Raw genomic sequence first — 19661 nt, 5'->3', positions numbered from 1 at the left:
ATTTATGCCAGAAGGGAAACAATCAATCAGTGGGCAATGCGAGGCCTGCCGGTTGCGGTTGCGACCAGCACCGCTTCGATGAATTTTCGCTGGTCTTCAACAGTCGCAGCGCTGATGTTTCGGGCGATGGTGACCTGTGCCTCGTCGGTGCCAGCTTCCAGCGCGAAACTGCGAACCTGCCCTTGCAGCGTTTCTTCGGCGAAGGCAATCGCGAGATCTTCCTCCTGAAAATCCTTCACCGCCTCTCCCGCTGCCACGCGAAAAATCCCTTCGGCGGGCTGGCTGATGTAGGCTTCGACCGATACGCGCACCTGCCCGACCACGGCACCGAGCGCATTGGCAACGTCCGTATCGACAGGAACAATGCTTGGCGCACCCAGCATGGCTCCAACGGCGGGATAATAAACGGGAGCGGAAGCACCCAATCCGATCAGCGGCCGGTCAATATCAAGCTTGACGCCGGCAATACCACCCTGCCCGGAAAGCGCGCGCTGAGTCAGCGGACTGGCCACCATGTCAGGTCCATCCAACCCATCCTCGGCAAAGACGGTTTCCAGCACCACTTCCGATGAACGGCGAATGAGTGCGTCATAGGTGCGCCGCGAAATTTCCTCCGGCGTATCGCACAGCGGGCGGCCCGCACCGTCCTTGCGCCTGGCATAGAGAATGGCGCCATAGCGCCCCGCTTCGCCGTTCCAATTGTTCTGCAGATGGAGAACATGGCAGGCATCGGACGGCGTGAACCCCGAGAGATGAACAAGCCCCCGCGCGACCAGCCGATTGATCGTCGCGGTCTGGGAAACGGAGTTCAGAAGCCGGTCGAGCGGCTGCGGTTCCCGGGTAATCCGCTGATAGAGCTCGGCTTCGCCCTTGCTCAATCCGGATGCCATTTGCTCGGGAACGCCGGTCAGCAGGGCGAACCGGCCATCCAGGCGGCCGGGATTGGCCGTCTTCACCTGCCGCGCCAGATGATCGATGACGATGGCACCGTGATTGGCCGCAAGCAGGGACAGCGGCACCAGCCGCCTTGGTCCAAGCATGATGCGCGGTGCCATGGCATTGTCGTCCAGCGACACCTCAGAATCGCCGCCCAGTCCGAACGTGCGCATGGCCACCGCCTCGACCATGGTGCGGAAACCGCCAACGGTGGCGCCATTGGGATCGAGCCGTGGACGGCCATTGTCGAGAACGGCAACGTCCGTGGTCGTCCCGCCAATATCGGACACGATGGCATTGTCGAGGCCCGTCATGTGGCGGGCACCGACAAGGCTGGCAGCCGGTCCCGACAGGATGGTTTCGATCGGGCGGTGCCGAGCAAAAGCCGCCGAGACCAGTGCACCATCGCCGCGCACCACCATGAGCGGCGCATGAATGCCGCGCCGGTCCAGAAATCCTTCCGTTGCCGCGACGAGGCGGTCAATCATGGCGATGAGCCGCGCATTGAGGACCGTTGTCAGGGCCCGGCGCGGGCCGTTCAGCTTGGCCGAAAGCTCGTGACTGCAGGTAACAGGCAGACCCGTCTCAACGCGTACAAGATCGCGAATGGCAATTTCATGCTCGGGGTTGCGCACCGCAAAATAGGCGCAGACTGCAAAGCCTGTCACCTCCTCCTTGAGGCGCGGCAAGGCCTCCTGCAGCGCCGAGACATCGAAAGGTTGCGGGCGGCCGTAGACATCGTGCCCGCCGGGCAGGAAGACGACGGGATCGGAGCCAAGGGCAGACCCGAGGTCCGCCTTCTCCAGATCGGCCGGCGAGAACCCGACCATGACAAGCGCGATCCGTCCGCCCTGCCCTTCGACAAGGGCATTGGTGGCCAGGGTCGTCGACATGGACACAAGGCGGATATGGCCGGGATCAACCAAAGCCTCTTCGACAATGCGCTCGACAGCGCCGGCGATGCCGACACTCAGATCGTGGCGCGTCGTCAAAGCCTTGGCCTTGGCGATAACGCCGCGCGCCTCCGACCAGAGAACCGCATCCGTATAGGTGCCGCCCGTATCAATACCGAGGAAAATTGCGTTCTCTACCTGTGAATCAGCCATGATGCCCTGCGCCGTTTGTGGCAGGGTTATCCCATGACGGCACGAACGACTAGCGTCATTCCGACCATTTGCCGCCGCAACGACACAACACTGCCGGAACCATTCAAATCCTGCTACGTTGACGCGTGGGAAAAGGGGCTTCTATGGCATCACAATCTGGCAGTCATGCGGGATCGAAGAAGGTTATCTATGCCGCCATCCTCGGCAATCTTCTGATCGCGGCCACCAAGTTCATTGCCGCCTTCTTCACCGGCAGTTCCGCCATGCTGTCGGAAGGCGTTCATTCGCTGGTGGATACGGGAAATGGCGGCCTGCTTCTCTACGGTCTGCGGCGGGCCGCCAAGCCAGCCGACAAGGCGCATCCGCTCGGCCATGGACGCGAGCTTTACTTCTGGAGTTTCATTGTTGCCCTGCTGGTGTTTGCCGTGGGTGCCGGTGTTTCGTTCTATGAAGGCCTCACCCACATTCTTGAGCCGGAGCCCATCGCCAATCCCACTGTCAACTATGTCGTGCTTGGCTTTGCGCTGCTGTTCGAGGGCATCTCATGGACAGTCGCGCTGAAAGAATTCCGAACCATGAAGGGCAAGCTTGGCTATCTCGAAGCCGTGCAACAGAGCAAGGATCCGAGCGTCTTTACCGTCCTCTTTGAGGATACGGCTGCACTGCTGGGACTCATCATAGCGTTTGCCGGCATTTCAGCGGCGCAATTCTTCGACATGCCCGAATTCGACGGGGTTGCCTCCATCGGCATTGCCATCATCCTCGGTGCAACCGCAATTTTCCTCGCCCGGGAAAGCAAGGGCCTGCTGATCGGCGAGTCCGCGCTGCCGGAAGCGGAACAGCAAATTCTTGACATCGCCGGCAAGGACCCGGCCATTCAGCAGGCAAATGGGGTGCTGACCGTCCATATGGGACCCAAGCAGATCGTTGCCGGGCTCAGCATTGAATTTGAGGATCATCTTACCGCACCCGACATCGAAGCCTGCGTCGAGCGTATCGAAACAGCGATCCGTCAGGCCAACCCGGACATCGTGTCCGTCTTCGTCAAACCGCAGACTGCAAGTAGCTGGAAGACGCGGCGGCAAAAAATCGTTGAGGGCTAATCTTCATCCACCACGCGTAGGCGCAACTGGCCTGTTGCCGATGCCGCTGAGCGGTTGGCATCCGGCCCCTTCGCGGGTTCGCCGGCCGCCGGATCGACGAACTCCAGCGCCTCGATCTTCTGGCCGCGCTTCGTCACCTTGCTGGACGAGACGAGAATATCGTCAATATCCTTGCTCGCCTGACCGAAATGCGTCTGCAGCCGCCGGACCCGGTCGTCCAGGCGCCCGACATCTTCCATCAGGCGGATCACCTCACCCTGGATGAGATGTGCCTGCTCGCGCATGCGCACATCCTTGAGCACCGCCTGAATGACCTGAATGGACAGCATCAGCAGCGACGGCGATACGATGACGATGCGCGAACGATGGGCTTTCTGCACAATGCCTTCGAAATTCTCGTGAATTTCGGCAAAGATGGATTCCGATGGGACAAAGAGAAATGCCGTATCCTGGGTTTCGCCATTGATCAGGTATTTCTCTGAGACATCGCGAATATGGATTTCGATATCCCGGCGAAACTGGGCAAGCGCCAGTTTCTTCGTATCCGGTGTCTCGGACTCGCGGATGGCGTTCCATGCTTCCAGCGGAAATTTGGCGTCGATGACCAGATTGGGGGCGCCATTCGGCATGCGGACGATACAATCCGGGCGGCTTCCATTGGAAAGCGTGGCCTGAAACTCATAGGCCCCTTGCGGCAAGCCATCGGCAATAATGGTTTCCATGCGCGCCTGACCGAAGGCGCCGCGCGTCTGCTTGTTGGCGAGGATCGCCTGCAGCTGGACAACCTGTCCGGCCAGCGACTGGATATTGTTCTGCGCGGTATCAATGACCGCCAGCCGCTCCTGCAATTTGGCCAGATTTTCGTGGGTTGACTGCGTCTGTTCCGTCATGGTCTGGCCGATACGGCTGGTCATGCCGTCGAGGCGTTCGCGGATCGACTGATTGAGCTCCGCCTGGCGCGAACCAAACAGTTCCGCCATGGTCTGCATGCGGCCCTGCATCTCCGACTGGCTCTTCAGTATCTCGGCCATCCGCACTTCCGCATCACGCGCACGGTCTTCCGCCTGGAATTCCGCGATCAGCCGTACCCGTGCCGAACGCCAGAGAGCAATCCCGCACAGGACAATGGCAAGTGCAACGATGACAGCCGCTATTACCAGCGCGGTACCGACCGATATCGACGTGGCACCGAGCTGAAACAGTGGCTGGTCGAGTGAATGTGATGTTTCCATGGGAAGCAGACTAACCGATTCGGATGGCAAATGTGAGATCAAAACGAGAACATTTTCACAAATGCCATTTATGCCGGGATTGACGGTTGAAAGCCGAGATATTAGGTGATGCTCATGTCTATCAAACCGCTTGTCATTCTTCCCGATCCGCTGTTGCGCCAGGTTTCCAAACCCGTGGAGCGCTTTGACGCCGATTTGCGCAAATTCTCCAACGACATGCTCGACACCATGTATGACGCGCCGGGGATCGGCCTCGCCGCCATTCAGGTGGCGGAACCGCTGCGCATGCTGGTAATCGACCTTGCCAAGGAAGACGAACCGAAGGCACCTCAGGTTTTCATCAACCCCGAGATTTTGTCGTCGAGCACCGAACGCAACGTCTATGAAGAAGGCTGCCTCTCCATTCCGGACTATTATGCGGAAGTGGAACGTCCGGCAAAAGTGCGCGTTGCCTATTTCGATATCGAAGGCAAGAAGCACGAGATCGAGGCTGACGGTTTGCTGGCAACCTGCCTTCAGCACGAGATCGACCACCTCAACGGCGTTCTGTTCATCGATTACATCTCGCGGCTCAAGCGTGAAATGGTGATGAAGAAGTTCAAGAAGCTTGCCAAGGATCGCGTTCCGAGCCGGCTGGCGGTGTAAGCCATGAGTCTGCGTATCGTCTTCATGGGAACCCCGGAATTCTCCGTGCCGGTTCTCAACGCGCTCATTGGCCAGGGCCATGAGATCGTCGCCGTCTACAGTCAGCCGCCGCGTCCGGCAGGCCGGCGCGGACTGGAACTGACCCCCTCGCCCGTTCATCGCAATGCCGAAGAATTCGGCATTGAAGTGCGCACGCCCAAAAGCCTTCGAAGCCCCGAGGAACAGCAGGCGTTCCGCGATCTCAATGCGGATGTTGCCATCGTGGTGGCTTACGGCCTGATCTTGCCCACCGCCATTCTCGAAGGCACGCGCCTTGGCTGCTACAACGGCCATGCCTCGCTTCTTCCGCGCTGGCGCGGCGCCGCACCGATCCAGCGGGCCATCATGGCGGGTGACAGCGAAACCGGCATGATGATCATGAAAATGGATGAAGGGCTGGATACCGGCCCGGTCGCCATGGCCGAAAAGGTCAAGATCACACCCGACACGACCGCGGGCGAGTTGCATGACCAGCTTAGCATGATCGGGGCAGACCTGATGGTGCGCGCCATGGCCGCGCTGGAACGGGACAGCCTCACCCTGACCCCGCAACCGGAAGACGGCGTCACCTACGCGTCGAAGATCACCAAGGTTGAAACCCGCATCGACTGGACCCTGCCGGCCATTGACATCCATAACCGTATTCGCGGTCTTGCACCGTTTCCGGGCGCCTGGTGCGAGATGGAGATCGGTGACGGCCTCGAACGCGTCAAGTTGCTGCGCTCGCTGCTTGCAACCGGTGCCGGCGTGCCGGGCACGGCGCTCGATGACGATCTGCGCATTGCCTGCGGAGAAGGTGCAGTGCGTTTGCGCGCGCTGCAGCGGGCGGGCGGCAAGGCGATGGACGGGCAGGAATTCCAGCGCGGCGCCAAGATTGCGCAAGGGGCGAAGCTGCCATGAGCAGCATCACCATTCGTCGCGTACAGCCCGCGGACCGCGCGTTGATCTCAGCTATCGTCGAAGACGCTTTTGCGGGACCGGATGAGGCAAGGCTGGTCGAGCAACTCGGTGGCAACGGCGATATCGTGCTCGAACTGGTTGCGGAGTTCGATGGTGGCCTGGCGGGCCACATCCTTTTTTCAAGGCTGCGCGTTGAGAATGGAACCAGCTTTGACGGGGTTGCACTGGCGCCGCTCAGTGTCGTCTCCGGTCACCAGGGCAAAGGCGTCGGATCGGCACTGATCAGGGCCGCGCATCAGGAATTGGTGCTTATGGGCGAAACCCTTTCCATTGTCCTCGGCGATCCTGGCTATTACGGCCGCTTCGGCTATACGAATGCACGGGCATCGGGTTTTGCCAGCCAATATCAGGGCGAGTATCTCCAGGCGCTGGCTTTCGCTGATGCACCTCTGTCAGGAACGCTGGTCTATTCCAGAGCGTTCGAGGGCCTTTGATGCCGCGCTACAAACTCACCATCGAATATGACGGCACCCCCTATGCGGGTTGGCAGCGACAGGAAAACGGCCATACCGTTCAGGCAGCCATCGAGCAGGCTATCTTCAAGTTTTGCGGCGAAACCATCTCCCTTGGCGCAGCGGGCCGCACGGATTCCGGCGTGCATGCGATTGCCCAGATTGCCCATGTGGATCTGACCAAGGACTGGAGCAGCGCCAAGGTGCGCGAGGCGCTCAACGCCCATCTGGTTGTGGCCGGAGAAACGGTCGGGATCATCAATGTCGAGCGGATGACCGAGAATTTCGATGCGCGTTTCTCCGCGACGGGCAGGCATTATCTCTACCGCATCATCAATCGCCGTCCGCCGGCACCGCTGGAAGCATTCCGCGCGTGGTGGGTGAAGAAGCCGCTCGATGCGGAGGCAATGCACGAGGCGGCACAACGGCTGGTCGGAACCCACGACTTTACCACCTTTCGCGCCACCCAGTGCCAGGCAAAAAGCCCGGTCAAATCGCTCGATCACCTCAGTGTGCTCCGCAACGGGGAAATCATCGAAATCAGGGCATCCGCGCGCTCGTTCCTGCACAACCAGATCAGGTCATTTGCAGGAACGTTGAACGAAGTGGGTTGCGGGCGCTGGACAGCCGATGATGTCAGCGATGCCCTTGCCGCCCGGGACCGCAAGGCCTGCGGGCCTGTCGCGCCGCCTTACGGGCTCTACCTCGTCGGCGTGGATTATCCGAGTGTGACCGGCTCCGGCATGGCAATGCCCAGCACACTCTGAAGAACAACCACCAGAACAATATATCCAGTGACCAGAATGGCGAAGAACGCAGTCGTATAGGCGTAGGTTTTCTTCAATGCCACATGCGTCAATCGATAGGTCAAAACAAGCGCAACGGCGTTGAGGATGAGGTCGACACCCAGCGAGAGCTGGGGCCGAGTCGGAATGAAAATATGAACCAGTGTGGCCGGCACAACCAGCCAGTTCACCAATGCGGAACCCCAGTTGCTGGTGATCACATAGACACTGAAACGGTTGCGCAGGCCAATTCGCGGTGCAACAAACAGCAGCACCACCAATGGCAGGACCCACGCGGTCAAATCGACAAAGGCGATCCGGCCGATCAGGGAAAGCCGGGTTCCTGTTTCCGGCCGGAAGGCCACCGCATCATTGGCAAAAACAATCCAGCTCAAAATCAGGGGCGGCAGCGACACCGTGATGGCCTGGAATGATTGCCAGAAACCGTCTTCGGAAAGGTCGAAGAACTCCAGACCGTCGGCATGGCCGTTCATGATCCGCCACGAGCCCCAGAAATAACGCTGGATGTCTTCAAAATTCAGCATGGTCGCTCAGGCAAAAAAGTCGGCAATGAACCGCTCGTAAATTTGTGTCAGCGTTTCCAGGTCTGCGACCGCCACGCGCTCATCCACCATGTGCATGGTCTGCCCCACAAGCCCGAATTCGACCACCGGGCAATAATCCTTGATAAAGCGCGCATCGGATGTACCGCCCGACGTCGACAGCTGCGGCCGCTTGCCGGTCACGGCCTCGACCGAAGCCGTCAGCGTGCCGATGAGTTTTTCATCATGGGTGAGAAAGACATGGCTCGGCCGGTCGCGCCAGACAAGCTCGTAATTGACCGGGGTTTTCCGGCCCGGCCGCAGTTTGCGCCGCCCGGATGCCTTGTCGAGACGGTTGTGGATTTCCGCCATCAGCGTCTCATCGGTCCATGTGTCGTTGAAACGGATATTGAACGTTGCGGTTGCCTTGGCCGGGATGACATTAACAACAGGATTCCCGACATCGATCGTCGTGACTTCCAGGTTGGTCGCCTGAAAGTTCTTCGTCCCCTTGTCGAAAGCCGGATAAAGCAGGCTGTCCACCAGCGTCACCAGCCCGCGAACCGGGCTGTCGGCCAGATGCGGATAGGCCGCGTGCCCCTGGACGCCATGGACGGTGATTGTTCCCGAGAGCGAACCGCGCCGGCCGATCTTGATCATATCGCCCAGCTTGTCGGGATTGGTCGGCTCGCCGACGATGGCCGCATCCCAGGTTTCGCCCCTCGCCTTGGCCCATTCCAGCAATTTACCGGTACCGTTGATCGACGGGCCTTCCTCATCGCCGGTGATCAGGAACGAAATCGAGCCCTTCAAAGCACCGTTCTTCGCGATATGGCGGGCAACGGCGGCGGCAAAGCAGGCGATGCCACCCTTCATATCGACCGCACCGCGACCGTACATCTCGCCCTTGTGGATCGCCGCCGAAAACGGCGGATAGGTCCAGGCCGCCGCGTCACCGACGGGAACAACATCGGTATGACCGGCAAACATCAGATGCGGCCCGTTGCCCGAACGTCTGGCGTAGAGGTTTTCAACGTCCGGCGTCCCGTCTTCGCTGAAGATGGGGCGCTCGACGGAAAAGCCCAGCGGCGCCAGCATGGCTTCGAGCGTGGTGAGAGCACCGCCCTCCGCTGGCGTAACCGATGGACAAGCAATGAGTTGGGCGAGGTTTTTTACGGGATCTGTCGAGGATGTCATGTGCAAAGCGATAATCCAAAAGCAGCATCCTGTCACGCACTGGATCACAATGCGTGCATCTGTTTTAATGGCTGACGATTGCGTCAAACCGGGGCCCGCCAATGCTTGAAAACACCAGCCGCATTGTTGTCGCAGGTGCCGGTTCCATTGGCTGTTATGTCGGCGGGCAGCTTGCCGCCGCTGGAAAAGCCGTCACGTTCCTGGCACGGCCGCGCGTGGCGGAGGAAATCCGGCGCGCAGGCCTGAAAATTGTCAATCTCGACGGCACGGAGCGGCTTCTATCGCCGGACCGGCTTTCTCTCACGCAGGACCCTGCCACTGCCTTCGACAAGGCGCGGATCATTCTCGTTGCGGTCAAGAGCGGCGCGACACACGAGATGGCGGGACTGATCGCCAGATACGCTCCTGCTGACAGCATTGTCGTCAGCCTGCAGAACGGCGTTGGCAACGCTGACGTTCTGCAAAAGAACCTCCCGGAGAGCATGACGGTGATTGCCGGGATGGTGCCTTTCAACGTTGTCCAATCGGATGCGGGCGCACTGCCGCTGAGCGTACGCCGCACCACGCAGGGCACGATCCTTGTCGAAAACAAGGTCGAAGGCTTTGCCGAAGCCCTGTCGACGCCGGACCTTCCGGTCAGCCACCACGACAATATGCAAGGCATTCTCTGGGGCAAGCTGATGATGAACCTGAACAACGCGCTCAACGCCCTATCAAACCTGCCGCTTGCCGCACAGCTTGCGGACCGTGACTGGCGCGTCTTGCTTGCCGATCAGATGGGCGAAGGCCTAAAAGTCATGCGTGCACATGGCATTGTTGCAGCCCCGGTCCAAGGCGTATCACCCGCGATACTCCCATGGATTCTGCGATTGCCCGATTTTCTCTTCCGCCGCATCGCCCGCAGGATGCTGGCTATCGACCCGCGTGCCCGCTCATCCATGTGGGAGGATTTTTCCCGTGGCCGGACCACCGAAATCGATTACCTCCAGGGTGTCATCGTGAAACTGGCCCGGGAAAAGAATGTCCCCACGCCCCTGGCGCAAAAGGTCATTGCCTGCGTCAAACAGGCCGAGGGGCAGCCGGTCCGCTGCCATGCGGTGGCCGAGATCCGCCAGAAATTCGTCGCGTAAACGGTTCAGTCGATCGGCCTTCCCGTCTTGTCCTTCATGGTCAGAAGCGTCAGCGCGCTCACCAGCGCCGCCGCCATCACATAAAAACTCGGAGCCAGTTTCGTACCTGTCGCCTCGATCAGGAGCGTGACGATGACAGCGGCAAAACCGCCGAAAATGGTCACGGCGAAATTATAGGCCAGTGACAGCCCGGTGGAGCGCAGCCCGGCAGGAAACTGCTCGGCCAGCAGTGCCGGTGCCGGTCCGGTGAATGCGGCGAGAAGCAGCCCGAGAATGCCCTGGACAATGGCGAGAGTCATCAGATCTGGCTTGGCATTGACCCACGCGAACAGAGGATAGATCAGCACGCCGATGGCAATGGCGGCGGCCAGCAACAGCCGCTTGCGCCCCACGCGGTCCGACAAGGCCCCGGCAATGGGACAACCCAGCATCAGCACCAGCCCGCCAATGGTCGTCGCAACGAATGCATCGGCGAGCGGAATGTTGAGCTGCTTGACCGCATAGGTCGTCATGTAGAACAGCAGCACATAGGTGCATACCGTCCAGAGAATGGTGACGCCAAAGCCGGATGCGATACCGCGCGGATGATCCCTGAGCGCGTCACGCAGCGGCGACTCGCTCTTCTGCGTGTGGCTGTCGGTAAAGACCGGCGTCTCGTCGACGCGGGCACGGATATAGAACCCGACCGGTCCGATCAGCAAACCCAGAAGGAACGGCACACGCCAGCCCCAGCTGTCGATGGCAGCGGGATCAAGCGCGTGCGTGACGATGGTGCCGCAGATACCGCCGAGCACGACGGCCAGCGCCTGACTTGTCTGCTGCCAGCTGGCATAGAATCCGCGTTTTTCCGGCGGCGCATACTCGATGAGAAAAGCTGTCGCGCCGCCAATCTCTCCACCAGCGGAAAAACCCTGGATCAACCGCGCCAGAACAATAACCAGCGGTCCGACAATGCCTGCTTGCGCATAGGTCGGCGCGAAGCCGAGCAGTGCCGTGCCGAACGCCATCATCAGGATTGTCAGGGTCAATGCCGCCTTGCGCCCCTTCCGGTCGGCGTAGACACCAAGAACCACTGCCCCGACCGGACGCATGAAAAAGCCGACGCCATAGGTGCCGACCGTGAGCAGGATCGAGGTCAGGTCATTGATCGCGGGAAAGAACAGGCGCGCGATGATCGGCGTGAAGAAGCCGTAGACGGTAAAATCAAACCATTCGAGGCCATTGCCGATGGTGGCGGCGGCAATGGCATGGCGCCGCTTGGCGTCATAGTCGCGGGTCAGAAGGGAAGCCTGCACAGTCATACTGGTACCTCAGCTGAGATGGAATCGGCTTGGGTACCAGCTTCTGTCGGGAATCTCCGTCTGTCCAGATGTAAATCGCCTAATCAGTCACGCAGCAATTCATTGATCGAGGTCTTGGAGCGGGTCTTCTCGTCGACGCGCTTGACGATCACCGCGCAATAGAGGCTCGGGCCCGGTTCATTGTTCGGGAAAGGCTTGCCCGGCAAGGTGCCCGCGACAACGACCGAATAGGGCGGTACCTCGCCATAGAAAATCTCACCGGTGGCGCGGTCGACGATCTTTGTCGATTTGCCGATGAACACGCCCATGCCGAGGACCGCGCCTTCACGCACGATGCAGCCTTCGACCACTTCCGAGCGGGCGCCGATGAAGCAATTGTCTTCGATGATGGTCGGGCCTGCCTGCATGGGCTCAAGAACGCCGCCGATGCCGACGCCGCCGGAAAGGTGCACATGCTTGCCGATCTGCGCGCAGGAGCCCACCGTGGCCCATGTATCCACCATCGTCCCCTCGCCGACATAGGCGCCGAGATTGACGAAGGACGGCATCAGGATGGCGCCGGGAGCAATATAGGCCGAACGGCGGACAATCGCGCTTGGCACCGTGCGGAAGCCCGCCTTGCTGAACTCGGTCGCGCCCCAGCCATCAAACTTGGAGGGAACCTTGTCCCACCACGGTGCACCGCCAGGTCCGCCGTCGATGATGCCCATGTGATTGAGACGGAAGGAAAGAAGCACAGCCTTTTTGAGCCACTGATTGACGGTCCATGCACCATCCGCCTGCCGTTCGGCAACACGGGCTTCGCCGCTGTCGAGAAGCAGCAATGACGTGTCAACCGCGTCGCGTATTTCGCCGCGCGTTTCGGTGTTCACGGCATCGCGTTCGTCAAAGGCCTTGTTGATGGTCTTTTCAAGACTGGCCAGGTCGGGCTTGGACATTTTCAGGTCACTCCATTGCACGGGCGGTTAAGGCTGATGTAAGGCCTAGTAAGATAAGTCTGTGAGAGGGTCAATCGCAGCGCCACAATGTTGGACGACGAATAGGATTTAATGTCTGTAAGCGTCACTTGCGTCCGCAGAAGGAGAATATAATTGAATACTGATGAAAAAAACGGCTGGACGCCATTTTCCCACTCCACCGAAGCCGTACGGCGGGTAGAAACCGCTCCCGAGACCCCGCAAACACAATCGGACACCTATCGTCTTGCCTTTGCCGATCCGGAGTTCATGACACGCCGCGATCTGCGCGCAGTACGGTTGCAGCTTGAATTGCTCAAGCCGGAAATGGCACTGACCCAGCGGGGTATCCGTTCGACAGTCGTGCTTTTCGGCGGCGCGCGTATTCCCGAGCCCGGCGGTGAAGCCTGGGCTGCGAAGAACGAAGTGCAGAAGAAGAACCTTGAAGCCAATTCGCGCTATTATGCCGAGGCGCGCAAGTTCGCCCAGCTGTGCTCGACCTATTCCGCGACCACCTACAACCGCGAGTTTGTCGTTGTTACCGGCGGCGGTCCCGGCGTGATGGAAGCTGGCAATCGCGGTGCAGCCGATATCGGAGCGCCGACGATCGGTCTCAACATCGTCCTGCCGCACGAACAGGCGCCAAACGAATATGTGACGCCGGAGCTCTGCTTCAATTTTCACTATTTTGCCATCCGGAAAATGCACTTCCTGATGCGGGCAAAAGCGCTTGCGATTTTCCCCGGCGGCTTCGGCACCATGGACGAGACATTCGAGACGCTGACACTCATCCAGACAGGGCGCATGGAGCGCATCCCGGTCCTCCTCTTCGGCCGGTCATTCTGGGAAAAGGCGATCAATTTTGAATTCCTGGCCGAACAGGGTGTCATTTCGCCGTCGGACAGGGAATTGATCACCTTTGTCGATGACGCCGAAGAGGCGTGGGACGTGATCAAGACCTTCTACGAGCTGCCCTGACCCTCTGCCTCATCGCGGCTGCGGGGGCCGGGCCAGGACCCGGTACACCGCAGCGTCGATGACCGCTTCGACCGATGTAAATCGCTTCAGGCGGGCAAGCCTGCGCGGACCTGCCCCGGCTGGATCGCATTGAGGAACGACGCCAGATCGTCGGTCACGTAATCGACATGATCGGTATAATCCGGATCGCGTTCCCATATCTCGGAGAACGTCGGCTCGAAATTGTGCGGCACGATCAGGACTGTCTTCATGCCGAGCGCCTTCGGCTCGACCAGATTGCGCGCGAGGTCCTCGAACATGGCGCTGCTCTTGGCATCGATCCCGTGCAGATCAAGAAAGCGGTCATAGGCCTGCCGCGCCGGCTTGGGCATCAGTTCGGCCGCGACAATATCGAAAATATCGTCGAACTGGTCGAGGACACCGAGTTGTCGGGCCGCCCGCTCCGCGTGGCCACGGTCACCATTGGTGAAAATGAACTTGCGCCCCGGCAGATGTTTGATCGCCATGGCCAGTGCCGGATTGGGAACCAGCCATGAGTAATCGATATCGTGGACCTTCTGCAGAAAATCGTCCGGATCGATATTGTAGCGATCCATCAGCCCTTTGAGGGTCGTCCCGTAATCCTTGTAGAACTGCTTCTGCATCTGGCGGGCATCCGCATGGGAAAGTTGCAGGAGATCCGCGATATAGCCCGTCATCTTCACATCGATCTGCGAAAACAGATTGGAATGATGCGGGTAAAGCGTGTTGTCCAGATCGAACACCCAGTCCGTTACATGGGCAAAATTCAGAGGATCGGGATTTTTCGTCATGCATACTCGCCATTGCAAGGACATCGGTAACGGGACAGGCAGTCTGTTGCCATAACGACTCAATAGACGAAAAAAGTCCGAACTACGACCGTTTTTACATTTTCCGCTAACAGCCGCTTCATGAATGCAGCATAGTAATCAGGTAGCAGCATTAGGGGTGAAATGTTCAGAATTCTGTACAAATGTGCGCTTGTCACACTGATCGCGATTGTCTGTTCTTTGCTGATCACCGGGAGCATCATGAGTGCTTTCGACATGCACAACAAAATGGGCTTCGTGATCGCCACGATCTGTCCGTTGACGATTACCCCGCCGATCTCGCTGATGGTGTTCCGGCAGTCCGAGCGACTGCGCGTGACCCTGATTCAACTCAGTCACGTCATGCTGCAGCTTGAGGAAACCAATGCCAAGCTCCTGGAGAAAGCCTCCCGCGACAGCATGACGGGCTTGCTCAACCGTGAAGCTTTTTTCACTCATGTGGACAGGGTCCGCCGGCAGATACCCGGATCCCTGCTGATCATTGACGCGGATCATTTCAAGAAAATCAACGACCAGCACGGCCATTACAATGGCGACGGCGCGCTGACCGCCATTGCCCATTGCATATCACGCAGCATCGGCGAGAACGACAGCATCGGCCGCATCGGCGGCGAAGAGTTTGCGGTTTTCCTGGCGACGGAACACGAGGACGAGGTGCGCGCCATTGCCGAAATCATTCGCAAAGATGTGACGTTGATTGAATTCCGGACGCCTGAAAATGAGCGGGTTCCGCTCAGCGTCAGCATTGGCGGGGTGATCGATGTCTCGACAGGGGCGATCGCCGATCATTTCCAGACCGCCGATCGCAGGCTTTACGAGGCCAAGCGCAATGGCCGCAACTGCGTTATCGTGAAACCAGCGATGAAAACCGCAGCCTAGATTGCCGATGGGTCCAGCGGCGCGCTGTCCTTCCACCGGGCAACAAGGGTGGCCATATCGGCGGTTTCGAAGGCATCGCGCAGCGCGGCAAAGCTTGGGAGAACAAAATAGGCGCGCTGGAACTTGTCGATCTCGTAGGCGGTCCGCATGACCGTTTCCAGATCGAATGGAACGTGGTGTGCATCCGGGCTTTCGACCGCAAACTGCAATTCGCTGAACGATGACATCAGGCCGGCACCGAAAGCCTTGAGCGGGGCGCCCTCTTCCTGCATCAGACCGAATTCAGCCGTGTACCAGTAAAGCCGTGCGACCATCTGTTCACCGCCGATCCGGACCGCAGCGGCACCCTTTTCACCGTAGAGTTGCATGAAATCCGCAAACACCGGCTGGCTGAGAATGGGAACATGGCCGAAGAAGTCATGGAACATGTCCGGCTCGACGATGTAGTCCAGTTCCTTCTTGCTGCGCAACCAGTTGGTGACCGGGAAGCGGCGGTTGGCAAGATGATCGAAGAACGGCTCGTTCGGGATAAGACCGGGAACCGCCACGATCTCCCAGCCCGTCAATTTGCGCAGCCGTTCGCTTACTTCATGAAAATCGGGGATACGGTCGAGCAGGCCCAGCGCATCGACGCCGTCGAGGTAGCTGTGATGGGCAAGCCGCGACGTGAGCTTTGTCTGACGATCACAGAGGATACGCCACACCTCCTGATCTTCCGCCGAGTAGTCATATTGCTGTTCGACGGTAAAATCCGGCTGGCAGGCATGATAGTCACCGCGCAACCCTTGTGCTGCACATTCACGGGCATAGGCCTCAACACTGATGGTCATGAATTCCTCCTCAATTCCCATTCTGACATCCAGAATACTCCGAGAAATCGAGTGAATTTGACCTTATTGCCTCAATGAACCACTATCTGGAGAGGAAAATATAATATCCTGGAGAAAAACAAGTGACATCCCCTCGATTTGACGAATTTGAGATCAAGATGCTGCAGGTCCTGCGCGACAATGGCCGGGTGCCCATCACCGATCTGGCGCAGGCCATCGGGCTTTCGGCCACGCCCTGCGGTCGACGTTTTGACGCCCTGCAGGAAACCGGCGTCATCAAAGGCTTTGCCGCCGTGATCGACCGCCGGTCCATCGGGCTCATGGTCGAGGTCTTCGTTCAGGTGCGGCTGACATCGCACAGCGATGAATCGCCGGAACGGTTCATCACGGAAATCCAGCGCATGGACGAGGTATCATCCTGCTGGACGATGACCGGCGAGCACGATTTCCTGCTGCACGTAATGGTGCCCACCGTCGATGATCTCAACGATTTCGTCATGCACCGGCTGATGCGCCTCAAGGGTGTGCGCGACGTGCACACCCAGCTCGTGCTGCAGAACATCAAGGGGCCGGGCAAGATTCCGCTCGACCATCTGAAACGATGATCAGGGAACGATCAGCGTTCCCGCACCACGTTCCGTGAAGAGTTCGAGCAGAACCGAATGCGGGGTCTTGCCATTGAGGATGACGACCCCTTCGACACCGCGATTGATCGCATCGATGCAGGTTTCGACCTTGGGGATCATGCCGCCTGAAATCGTGCCGTCCTTGATCAGCGCGCGGGCCTGACCGACGGACAGTTCCTTGATGAGCTTCTTGTCCTTGTCGAGAACGCCGGGGACATCCGTGAGGAACAACAGGCGCGAAGCGGCCAATGCACCGGCAATGGCGCCCGCAAAGGTGTCGGCATTGATGTTGTAGGTATGGCCGTCGCGGCCTGGCGCAACCGGCGCGATGACCGGGATCATCTCCGAGCGGGCAAGCAGGTCCAGCAGGGTGCGGTCCACTTCGACCGGTTCACCAACAAAGCCAAGGTCAACAATCTTCTCGATATTGGAATCAGGATCGACAATCGTCTTCTTGGCCTTTTCGGCGAAGACCATGTTGCCATCCTTGCCGCACAGGCCAATGGCCCATTCGCCTTCCGCATTGATCAGCGCAACGATTTCCTTGTTGATCGAACCGGCAAGAACCATCTCGACGATTTCGAGCGTCTTCGCATCGGTAACGCGCAGGCCGCCTTCGAATTTCGATTCGATGCCCATGCGCGCAAGCATCGATGCAATCTGCGGGCCACCGCCATGCACAACGATCGGATTGATACCGGATTGCTTCAACAGGGCGATATCGCGGGCAAAGGCCTTGCCAAGCTCCACATTGCCCATGGCATGGCCGCCATATTTCACAACAACGGTCTTGTTTTCGTATCGCTGCATATAGGGAAGAGCCGCGGATAGAAGGCTTGCCTGAATTTCTGCGGTGTGCTCAGTCTCGGACATGGGGGAAGCAAGCTCCAGCTTGAAAAGGACGGGGTCTCATAACCCTAAAGACGGTCATGGGCAAACATGATTTAGGGTGGGCGGGAACGTTTTTGCATGCGGCCCATTGACAGGACAACATATCCGCAGATTTAACTTAGGGGCAGGACTCTGGATAGTCAAAGAGTTGGAAACGCCGGTCGCATGACACCCGAAGGCATATCAGAGCTGATTTCACGGGTCGCTTTGCGGGATCGCTCGGCGTTCGATAAGCTTTATACCTCCACGAGCGCGAAACTATTCGGCGTATGCCTGCGTATCTTGGGCAATCGCTCGGAAGCAGAGGATGCACTGCAGGATATTTTCGTCAAAATCTGGAACAAGGCTGACCGGTTTGCCGTCACGGATACAAGCCCCATCTCGTGGCTGGTGGCTATTGCGCGCAATCATTCGATTGACGTACTGCGTGCCCGCAAGCCAGCAACAGCTGAACTGGAAAAGGCGGTCGGTCTCGCGGAACCGTCCCTCAATCCCGAGCAGTCTGCCATTGCATCCGGTGAAACAAAGCGCATCAACGAGTGTCTCGATCAGCTGGATTCTGACCGGGCCGCAGCCGTGCGGGGCGCCTATCTGAACGGCGAAAGCTATGATCTCCTGGCGATCCGTCACCGGGTGCCATTGAATACGATGAGAACCTGGCTGCGCCGCAGCCTGATGAAACTGAAGGAATGTCTGGAACGATGAGCACGATACCACCCGATGACACAATGCCGGAAGGCGACGATTTCGTCGCAGCCGAGTATGTGCTGGGCGTGCTGCCGGATCAGGAGCGGCAGGATGCCGCCCGCCGCATCGAAACCGATGCTTCCTTTGCGCGCCTCGTATCCGACTGGCAGAACCGGTTCGACCCATTGAACGTGCAATTTCAGCCGGTGACGGCACCCAGCTATCTGAAGAGCCAGATCGACCAGCGCCTGTTTGGCATCGACTCGGGCCGCGTGGCGGCCGGCGCCTCCTTCTGGAACAGTCTGGCATTCTGGCGAACGGTTGCCGTTGCAGCGCTTGCACTGGTCCTGTTCAACTTCGGCAGGGAGTACGTTCTGCGCCAGACCGGACCAGCGCCTGCGCAGCTTGTTGCCTCCATGGCAAGCGACAGCGGTCCAATGCGAAGCCTTGCTGTTTTTGACAGCAAGTCGAGAAAGCTCAGGATTACGCTGGTTTCAGGAGATATTCCGCAGAACAAGTCGCTGGAACTCTGGCTGATTGCGGGAAAGGACGCTCCCGTGTCGCTGGGCGTTCTCAAATCGCCCAAGGTGACGGAGTTCGATGTACCCGCGCCAACTGCCGCAAAGCTTAGGGATGGAACGACCCTGGCCATTTCGGTTGAACCGGCAGGCGGCTCTCCAAGCGGAGCGCCCACCGGCGCTGTCCTCGCAGCGGGCGCTGTGAGCAGCATCTGAAATCAAGGAAGCTGGTAAGGCTCTATTCTTCGAGGAGAAGCGCGATTGCAGCGCGCAGCTCATCCAGCCCGCCGCCCTTTTCCGACGACGTGGCAAGGATCGTTGGATAGGCAGCGGCGCGCTTTTTGATGGCCTGCGCCGTTTCTTCCATGAGGCGCGGCACACCGGCAGGCTTGATCTTGTCGATCTTGGTCAGAACGATCTGGTAGGACACCGCCGCGCGATCCAGGAGATCGAGCACTTCCGCATCGTTCTTCTTCACACCATGACGGGCATCGATAAGCAGATAGACGCGCTTCAGCGTCGTACGGCCGCGCAGGTAATCGAAGACAAGCCGCGTCCATGCATCGACCTGTTCCTTCGGTGCTTCCGCAAAGCCGTAACCCGGCATATCGACCACAGCGAGCGGCGGCAGATCGCCATTTTCACCGGAATGGCCATCCGGGACGAAATAGTTGAGTTCCTGCGTGCGCCCCGGCGTGTTGGAGGTGCGCGCCAGACCCTTCTGGCCGATGATCGCATTGATGAGCGACGACTTGCCTACATTGGAGCGCCCGGCGAAGGCGATTTCGATGGGTCCTTCGGGCGGCAGGAATTTCATGGACGGAACGCCGCGAATGAAAACCCAGCCCTGCGCAAAGAGCATCCGGCCCTTCTCGATCAGCCGGTTCGTATTGTCGTTGGTTTCGCTCACGTTGTTTTCCGTCCGTTCATGGGGTGGCCGCAGCCATCTGCATTCAATGTTATCGCCGCCTTGTCAACTGAACGGCGCCGTTCACCGGCAAATGAAAAGCCCCCGGT

21 protein-coding genes are annotated in these 19661 nt (G+C 59.1%); 11 read left to right on the top strand and 10 right to left on the bottom strand.

Features of this window, described 5'->3' with window-relative positions:
• Nucleotides 1-26: 26 nt before the first annotated feature.
• Nucleotides 27-2042: a hydantoinase/oxoprolinase N-terminal domain-containing protein gene (locus tag ACZ5FP_RS04890; protein ID WP_464662486.1), complete on the bottom strand. Its 2016-nt coding sequence runs from the start codon at nt 2040-2042 to the stop codon at nt 27-29.
• A 143-nt stretch (nt 2043-2185) separates the two neighbouring features.
• Here ACZ5FP_RS04890 and ACZ5FP_RS04885 point away from each other — a divergent pair, with 143 nt between their 5' ends.
• Nucleotides 2186-3145, top strand: a complete 960-nt coding sequence (locus ACZ5FP_RS04885; RefSeq protein WP_464662484.1) for a cation diffusion facilitator family transporter — start codon at nt 2186-2188, stop codon at nt 3143-3145.
• On the opposite strand, the gene ACZ5FP_RS04880 is transcribed toward ACZ5FP_RS04885, so the two are convergent.
• Complete coding sequence (locus ACZ5FP_RS04880; RefSeq protein ID WP_464662483.1) at nt 3142-4377, bottom strand: DNA recombination protein RmuC; 1236 nt, start codon at nt 4375-4377, stop codon at nt 3142-3144. The two genes, ACZ5FP_RS04885 and ACZ5FP_RS04880, sit on opposite strands and share 4 nt — an antisense overlap.
• 114 nt (nt 4378-4491) lie before the next feature.
• Here ACZ5FP_RS04880 and def point away from each other — a divergent pair, with 114 nt between their 5' ends.
• The 4 genes from def to truA are packed head-to-tail and all read left to right on the top strand — an operon-like array spanning nt 4492 to nt 7240.
• Nucleotides 4492-5022, top strand: coding sequence for a peptide deformylase (gene def, locus ACZ5FP_RS04875; RefSeq protein ID WP_105737786.1), 531 nt, complete (start codon nt 4492-4494; stop codon nt 5020-5022).
• A gap of 9 nt (nt 5023-5031) precedes the next feature.
• Nucleotides 5032-5961, top strand: coding sequence for a methionyl-tRNA formyltransferase (fmt, locus tag ACZ5FP_RS04870; protein ID WP_464663173.1), 930 nt, complete (start codon nt 5032-5034; stop codon nt 5959-5961).
• A complete protein-coding gene (locus tag ACZ5FP_RS04865; RefSeq protein ID WP_464662481.1) occupies nt 5958-6455 on the top strand; it encodes a GNAT family N-acetyltransferase in 498 nt (165 codons plus the stop codon). Before fmt ends, ACZ5FP_RS04865 begins: the two co-directional genes overlap by 4 nt.
• Nucleotides 6455-7240 (top strand): tRNA pseudouridine(38-40) synthase TruA, encoded by a 786-nt coding sequence (truA, locus tag ACZ5FP_RS04860; RefSeq protein WP_346308141.1) that lies wholly within the window; start codon nt 6455-6457, stop codon nt 7238-7240. Before ACZ5FP_RS04865 ends, truA begins: the two co-directional genes overlap by 1 nt.
• Here the strand turns inward: truA and ACZ5FP_RS04855 are convergent.
• Nucleotides 7192-7803: a hypothetical protein gene (locus tag ACZ5FP_RS04855; protein WP_464662479.1), complete on the bottom strand. Its 612-nt coding sequence runs from the start codon at nt 7801-7803 to the stop codon at nt 7192-7194. The genes truA and ACZ5FP_RS04855 overlap by 49 nt on opposite strands.
• A gap of 6 nt (nt 7804-7809) precedes the next feature.
• Entirely contained in the window at nt 7810-8997 is a 1188-nt protein-coding gene (gene dapE / locus ACZ5FP_RS04850) for a succinyl-diaminopimelate desuccinylase (protein ID WP_464662477.1), read from the bottom strand.
• 101 nt (nt 8998-9098) lie between these two features.
• Here dapE and ACZ5FP_RS04845 point away from each other — a divergent pair, with 101 nt between their 5' ends.
• Nucleotides 9099-10127, top strand: a complete 1029-nt coding sequence (locus ACZ5FP_RS04845; protein ID WP_464662475.1) for a 2-dehydropantoate 2-reductase — start codon at nt 9099-9101, stop codon at nt 10125-10127.
• 5 nt (nt 10128-10132) lie between these two features.
• Here the strand turns inward: ACZ5FP_RS04845 and ACZ5FP_RS04840 are convergent, their stop codons facing one another.
• Complete coding sequence (locus ACZ5FP_RS04840) at nt 10133-11428, bottom strand: MFS transporter (RefSeq protein WP_464662473.1); 1296 nt, start codon at nt 11426-11428, stop codon at nt 10133-10135.
• A gap of 83 nt (nt 11429-11511) precedes the next feature.
• Entirely contained in the window at nt 11512-12366 is an 855-nt protein-coding gene (gene dapD / locus ACZ5FP_RS04835) for a 2,3,4,5-tetrahydropyridine-2,6-dicarboxylate N-succinyltransferase (RefSeq protein WP_223612111.1), read from the bottom strand.
• A 153-nt stretch (nt 12367-12519) separates the two neighbouring features.
• Between dapD and ACZ5FP_RS04830 the strand changes: the two genes are divergently transcribed.
• A complete protein-coding gene (locus tag ACZ5FP_RS04830) occupies nt 12520-13362 on the top strand; it encodes an LOG family protein (RefSeq protein ID WP_223612113.1) in 843 nt (280 codons plus the stop codon).
• 86 nt (nt 13363-13448) lie between these two features.
• On the opposite strand, the gene ACZ5FP_RS04825 is transcribed toward ACZ5FP_RS04830, so the two are convergent.
• Entirely contained in the window at nt 13449-14174 is a 726-nt protein-coding gene (locus ACZ5FP_RS04825) for a pyrimidine 5'-nucleotidase (protein ID WP_464662471.1), read from the bottom strand.
• Between the two features lie 240 nt (nt 14175-14414).
• Here ACZ5FP_RS04825 and ACZ5FP_RS04820 point away from each other — a divergent pair, with 240 nt between their 5' ends.
• The gene (locus ACZ5FP_RS04820; protein ID WP_464662469.1) at nt 14415-15092 is read left to right on the top strand and encodes a GGDEF domain-containing protein; all 678 of its coding nucleotides are present in this window, start codon (nt 14415-14417) and stop codon (nt 15090-15092) included.
• On the opposite strand, the gene phhA is transcribed toward ACZ5FP_RS04820, so the two are convergent.
• The gene (gene phhA, locus ACZ5FP_RS04815; protein WP_464662468.1) at nt 15089-15922 is read right to left on the bottom strand and encodes a phenylalanine 4-monooxygenase; all 834 of its coding nucleotides are present in this window, start codon (nt 15920-15922) and stop codon (nt 15089-15091) included. The two genes, ACZ5FP_RS04820 and phhA, sit on opposite strands and share 4 nt — an antisense overlap.
• 122 nt (nt 15923-16044) lie before the next feature.
• Between phhA and ACZ5FP_RS04810 the strand changes: the two genes are divergently transcribed.
• On the top strand, nt 16045-16527 hold the full coding sequence (locus ACZ5FP_RS04810) for an Lrp/AsnC family transcriptional regulator (protein ID WP_464662467.1): 483 nt from the start codon (nt 16045-16047) through the stop codon (nt 16525-16527).
• Here ACZ5FP_RS04810 and argB read toward each other — a convergent pair whose 3' ends face one another.
• Nucleotides 16528-17421, bottom strand: coding sequence for an acetylglutamate kinase (gene argB / locus ACZ5FP_RS04805; protein ID WP_105737814.1), 894 nt, complete (start codon nt 17419-17421; stop codon nt 16528-16530).
• Between the two features lie 183 nt (nt 17422-17604).
• On the opposite strand from argB, the gene ACZ5FP_RS04800 reads away from it, so the two are divergent.
• Both ACZ5FP_RS04800 and ACZ5FP_RS04795 read left to right on the top strand, forming a co-directional pair.
• Entirely contained in the window at nt 17605-18144 is a 540-nt protein-coding gene (locus tag ACZ5FP_RS04800; protein ID WP_464662465.1) for a sigma-70 family RNA polymerase sigma factor, read from the top strand.
• Nucleotides 18141-18860 carry an anti-sigma factor gene (locus ACZ5FP_RS04795; RefSeq protein ID WP_464662463.1) on the top strand — a complete coding sequence of 240 codons (720 nt, stop codon included), beginning with the start codon at nt 18141-18143 and terminating at the stop codon, nt 18858-18860. The genes ACZ5FP_RS04800 and ACZ5FP_RS04795 overlap by 4 nt, the downstream gene beginning before the upstream one ends.
• A 22-nt stretch (nt 18861-18882) precedes the next feature.
• On the opposite strand, the gene yihA is transcribed toward ACZ5FP_RS04795, so the two are convergent.
• On the bottom strand, nt 18883-19506 hold the full coding sequence (gene yihA / locus ACZ5FP_RS04790; RefSeq protein ID WP_288191831.1) for a ribosome biogenesis GTP-binding protein YihA/YsxC: 624 nt from the start codon (nt 19504-19506) through the stop codon (nt 18883-18885).
• Nucleotides 19507-19661: the final 155 nt, after the last annotated feature.

Source organism: Phyllobacterium sp. T2-21 (assembly GCF_055378485.1).
Note: the sequence above shows the minus strand (reverse complement) of the source record. Positions and strands in the feature narration are given on the sequence as shown.

What these genes read in the sequence shown, in the direction of transcription:
- ACZ5FP_RS04890 (WP_464662486.1), bottom strand. Translation starts at nt 2,042, where the DNA reads ATGGCTGATTCACAGGTAGAGAACGCAATTTTCCTCGGTATTGATACG.
- ACZ5FP_RS04885 (WP_464662484.1), top strand. Translation starts at nt 2,186, where the DNA reads ATGGCATCACAATCTGGCAGTCATGCGGGATCGAAGAAGGTTATCTAT.
- ACZ5FP_RS04880 (WP_464662483.1), bottom strand. Translation starts at nt 4,377, where the DNA reads ATGGAAACATCACATTCACTCGACCAGCCACTGTTTCAGCTCGGTGCC.
- def (WP_105737786.1), top strand. Translation starts at nt 4,492, where the DNA reads ATGTCTATCAAACCGCTTGTCATTCTTCCCGATCCGCTGTTGCGCCAG.
- ACZ5FP_RS04865 (WP_464662481.1), top strand. Translation starts at nt 5,958, where the DNA reads ATGAGCAGCATCACCATTCGTCGCGTACAGCCCGCGGACCGCGCGTTG.
- truA (WP_346308141.1), top strand. Translation starts at nt 6,455, where the DNA reads ATGCCGCGCTACAAACTCACCATCGAATATGACGGCACCCCCTATGCG.
- ACZ5FP_RS04855 (WP_464662479.1), bottom strand. Translation starts at nt 7,803, where the DNA reads ATGCTGAATTTTGAAGACATCCAGCGTTATTTCTGGGGCTCGTGGCGG.
- dapE (WP_464662477.1), bottom strand. Translation starts at nt 8,997, where the DNA reads ATGACATCCTCGACAGATCCCGTAAAAAACCTCGCCCAACTCATTGCT.
- ACZ5FP_RS04845 (WP_464662475.1), top strand. Translation starts at nt 9,099, where the DNA reads ATGCTTGAAAACACCAGCCGCATTGTTGTCGCAGGTGCCGGTTCCATT.
- ACZ5FP_RS04840 (WP_464662473.1), bottom strand. Translation starts at nt 11,428, where the DNA reads ATGACTGTGCAGGCTTCCCTTCTGACCCGCGACTATGACGCCAAGCGG.
- dapD (WP_223612111.1), bottom strand. Translation starts at nt 12,366, where the DNA reads ATGTCCAAGCCCGACCTGGCCAGTCTTGAAAAGACCATCAACAAGGCC.
- ACZ5FP_RS04825 (WP_464662471.1), bottom strand. Translation starts at nt 14,174, where the DNA reads ATGACGAAAAATCCCGATCCTCTGAATTTTGCCCATGTAACGGACTGG.
- ACZ5FP_RS04820 (WP_464662469.1), top strand. Translation starts at nt 14,415, where the DNA reads ATGAGTGCTTTCGACATGCACAACAAAATGGGCTTCGTGATCGCCACG.
- phhA (WP_464662468.1), bottom strand. Translation starts at nt 15,922, where the DNA reads ATGACCATCAGTGTTGAGGCCTATGCCCGTGAATGTGCAGCACAAGGG.
- argB (WP_105737814.1), bottom strand. Translation starts at nt 17,421, where the DNA reads ATGTCCGAGACTGAGCACACCGCAGAAATTCAGGCAAGCCTTCTATCC.
- ACZ5FP_RS04800 (WP_464662465.1), top strand. Translation starts at nt 17,605, where the DNA reads ATGACACCCGAAGGCATATCAGAGCTGATTTCACGGGTCGCTTTGCGG.
- ACZ5FP_RS04795 (WP_464662463.1), top strand. Translation starts at nt 18,141, where the DNA reads ATGAGCACGATACCACCCGATGACACAATGCCGGAAGGCGACGATTTC.
- yihA (WP_288191831.1), bottom strand. Translation starts at nt 19,506, where the DNA reads ATGCTCTTTGCGCAGGGCTGGGTTTTCATTCGCGGCGTTCCGTCCATG.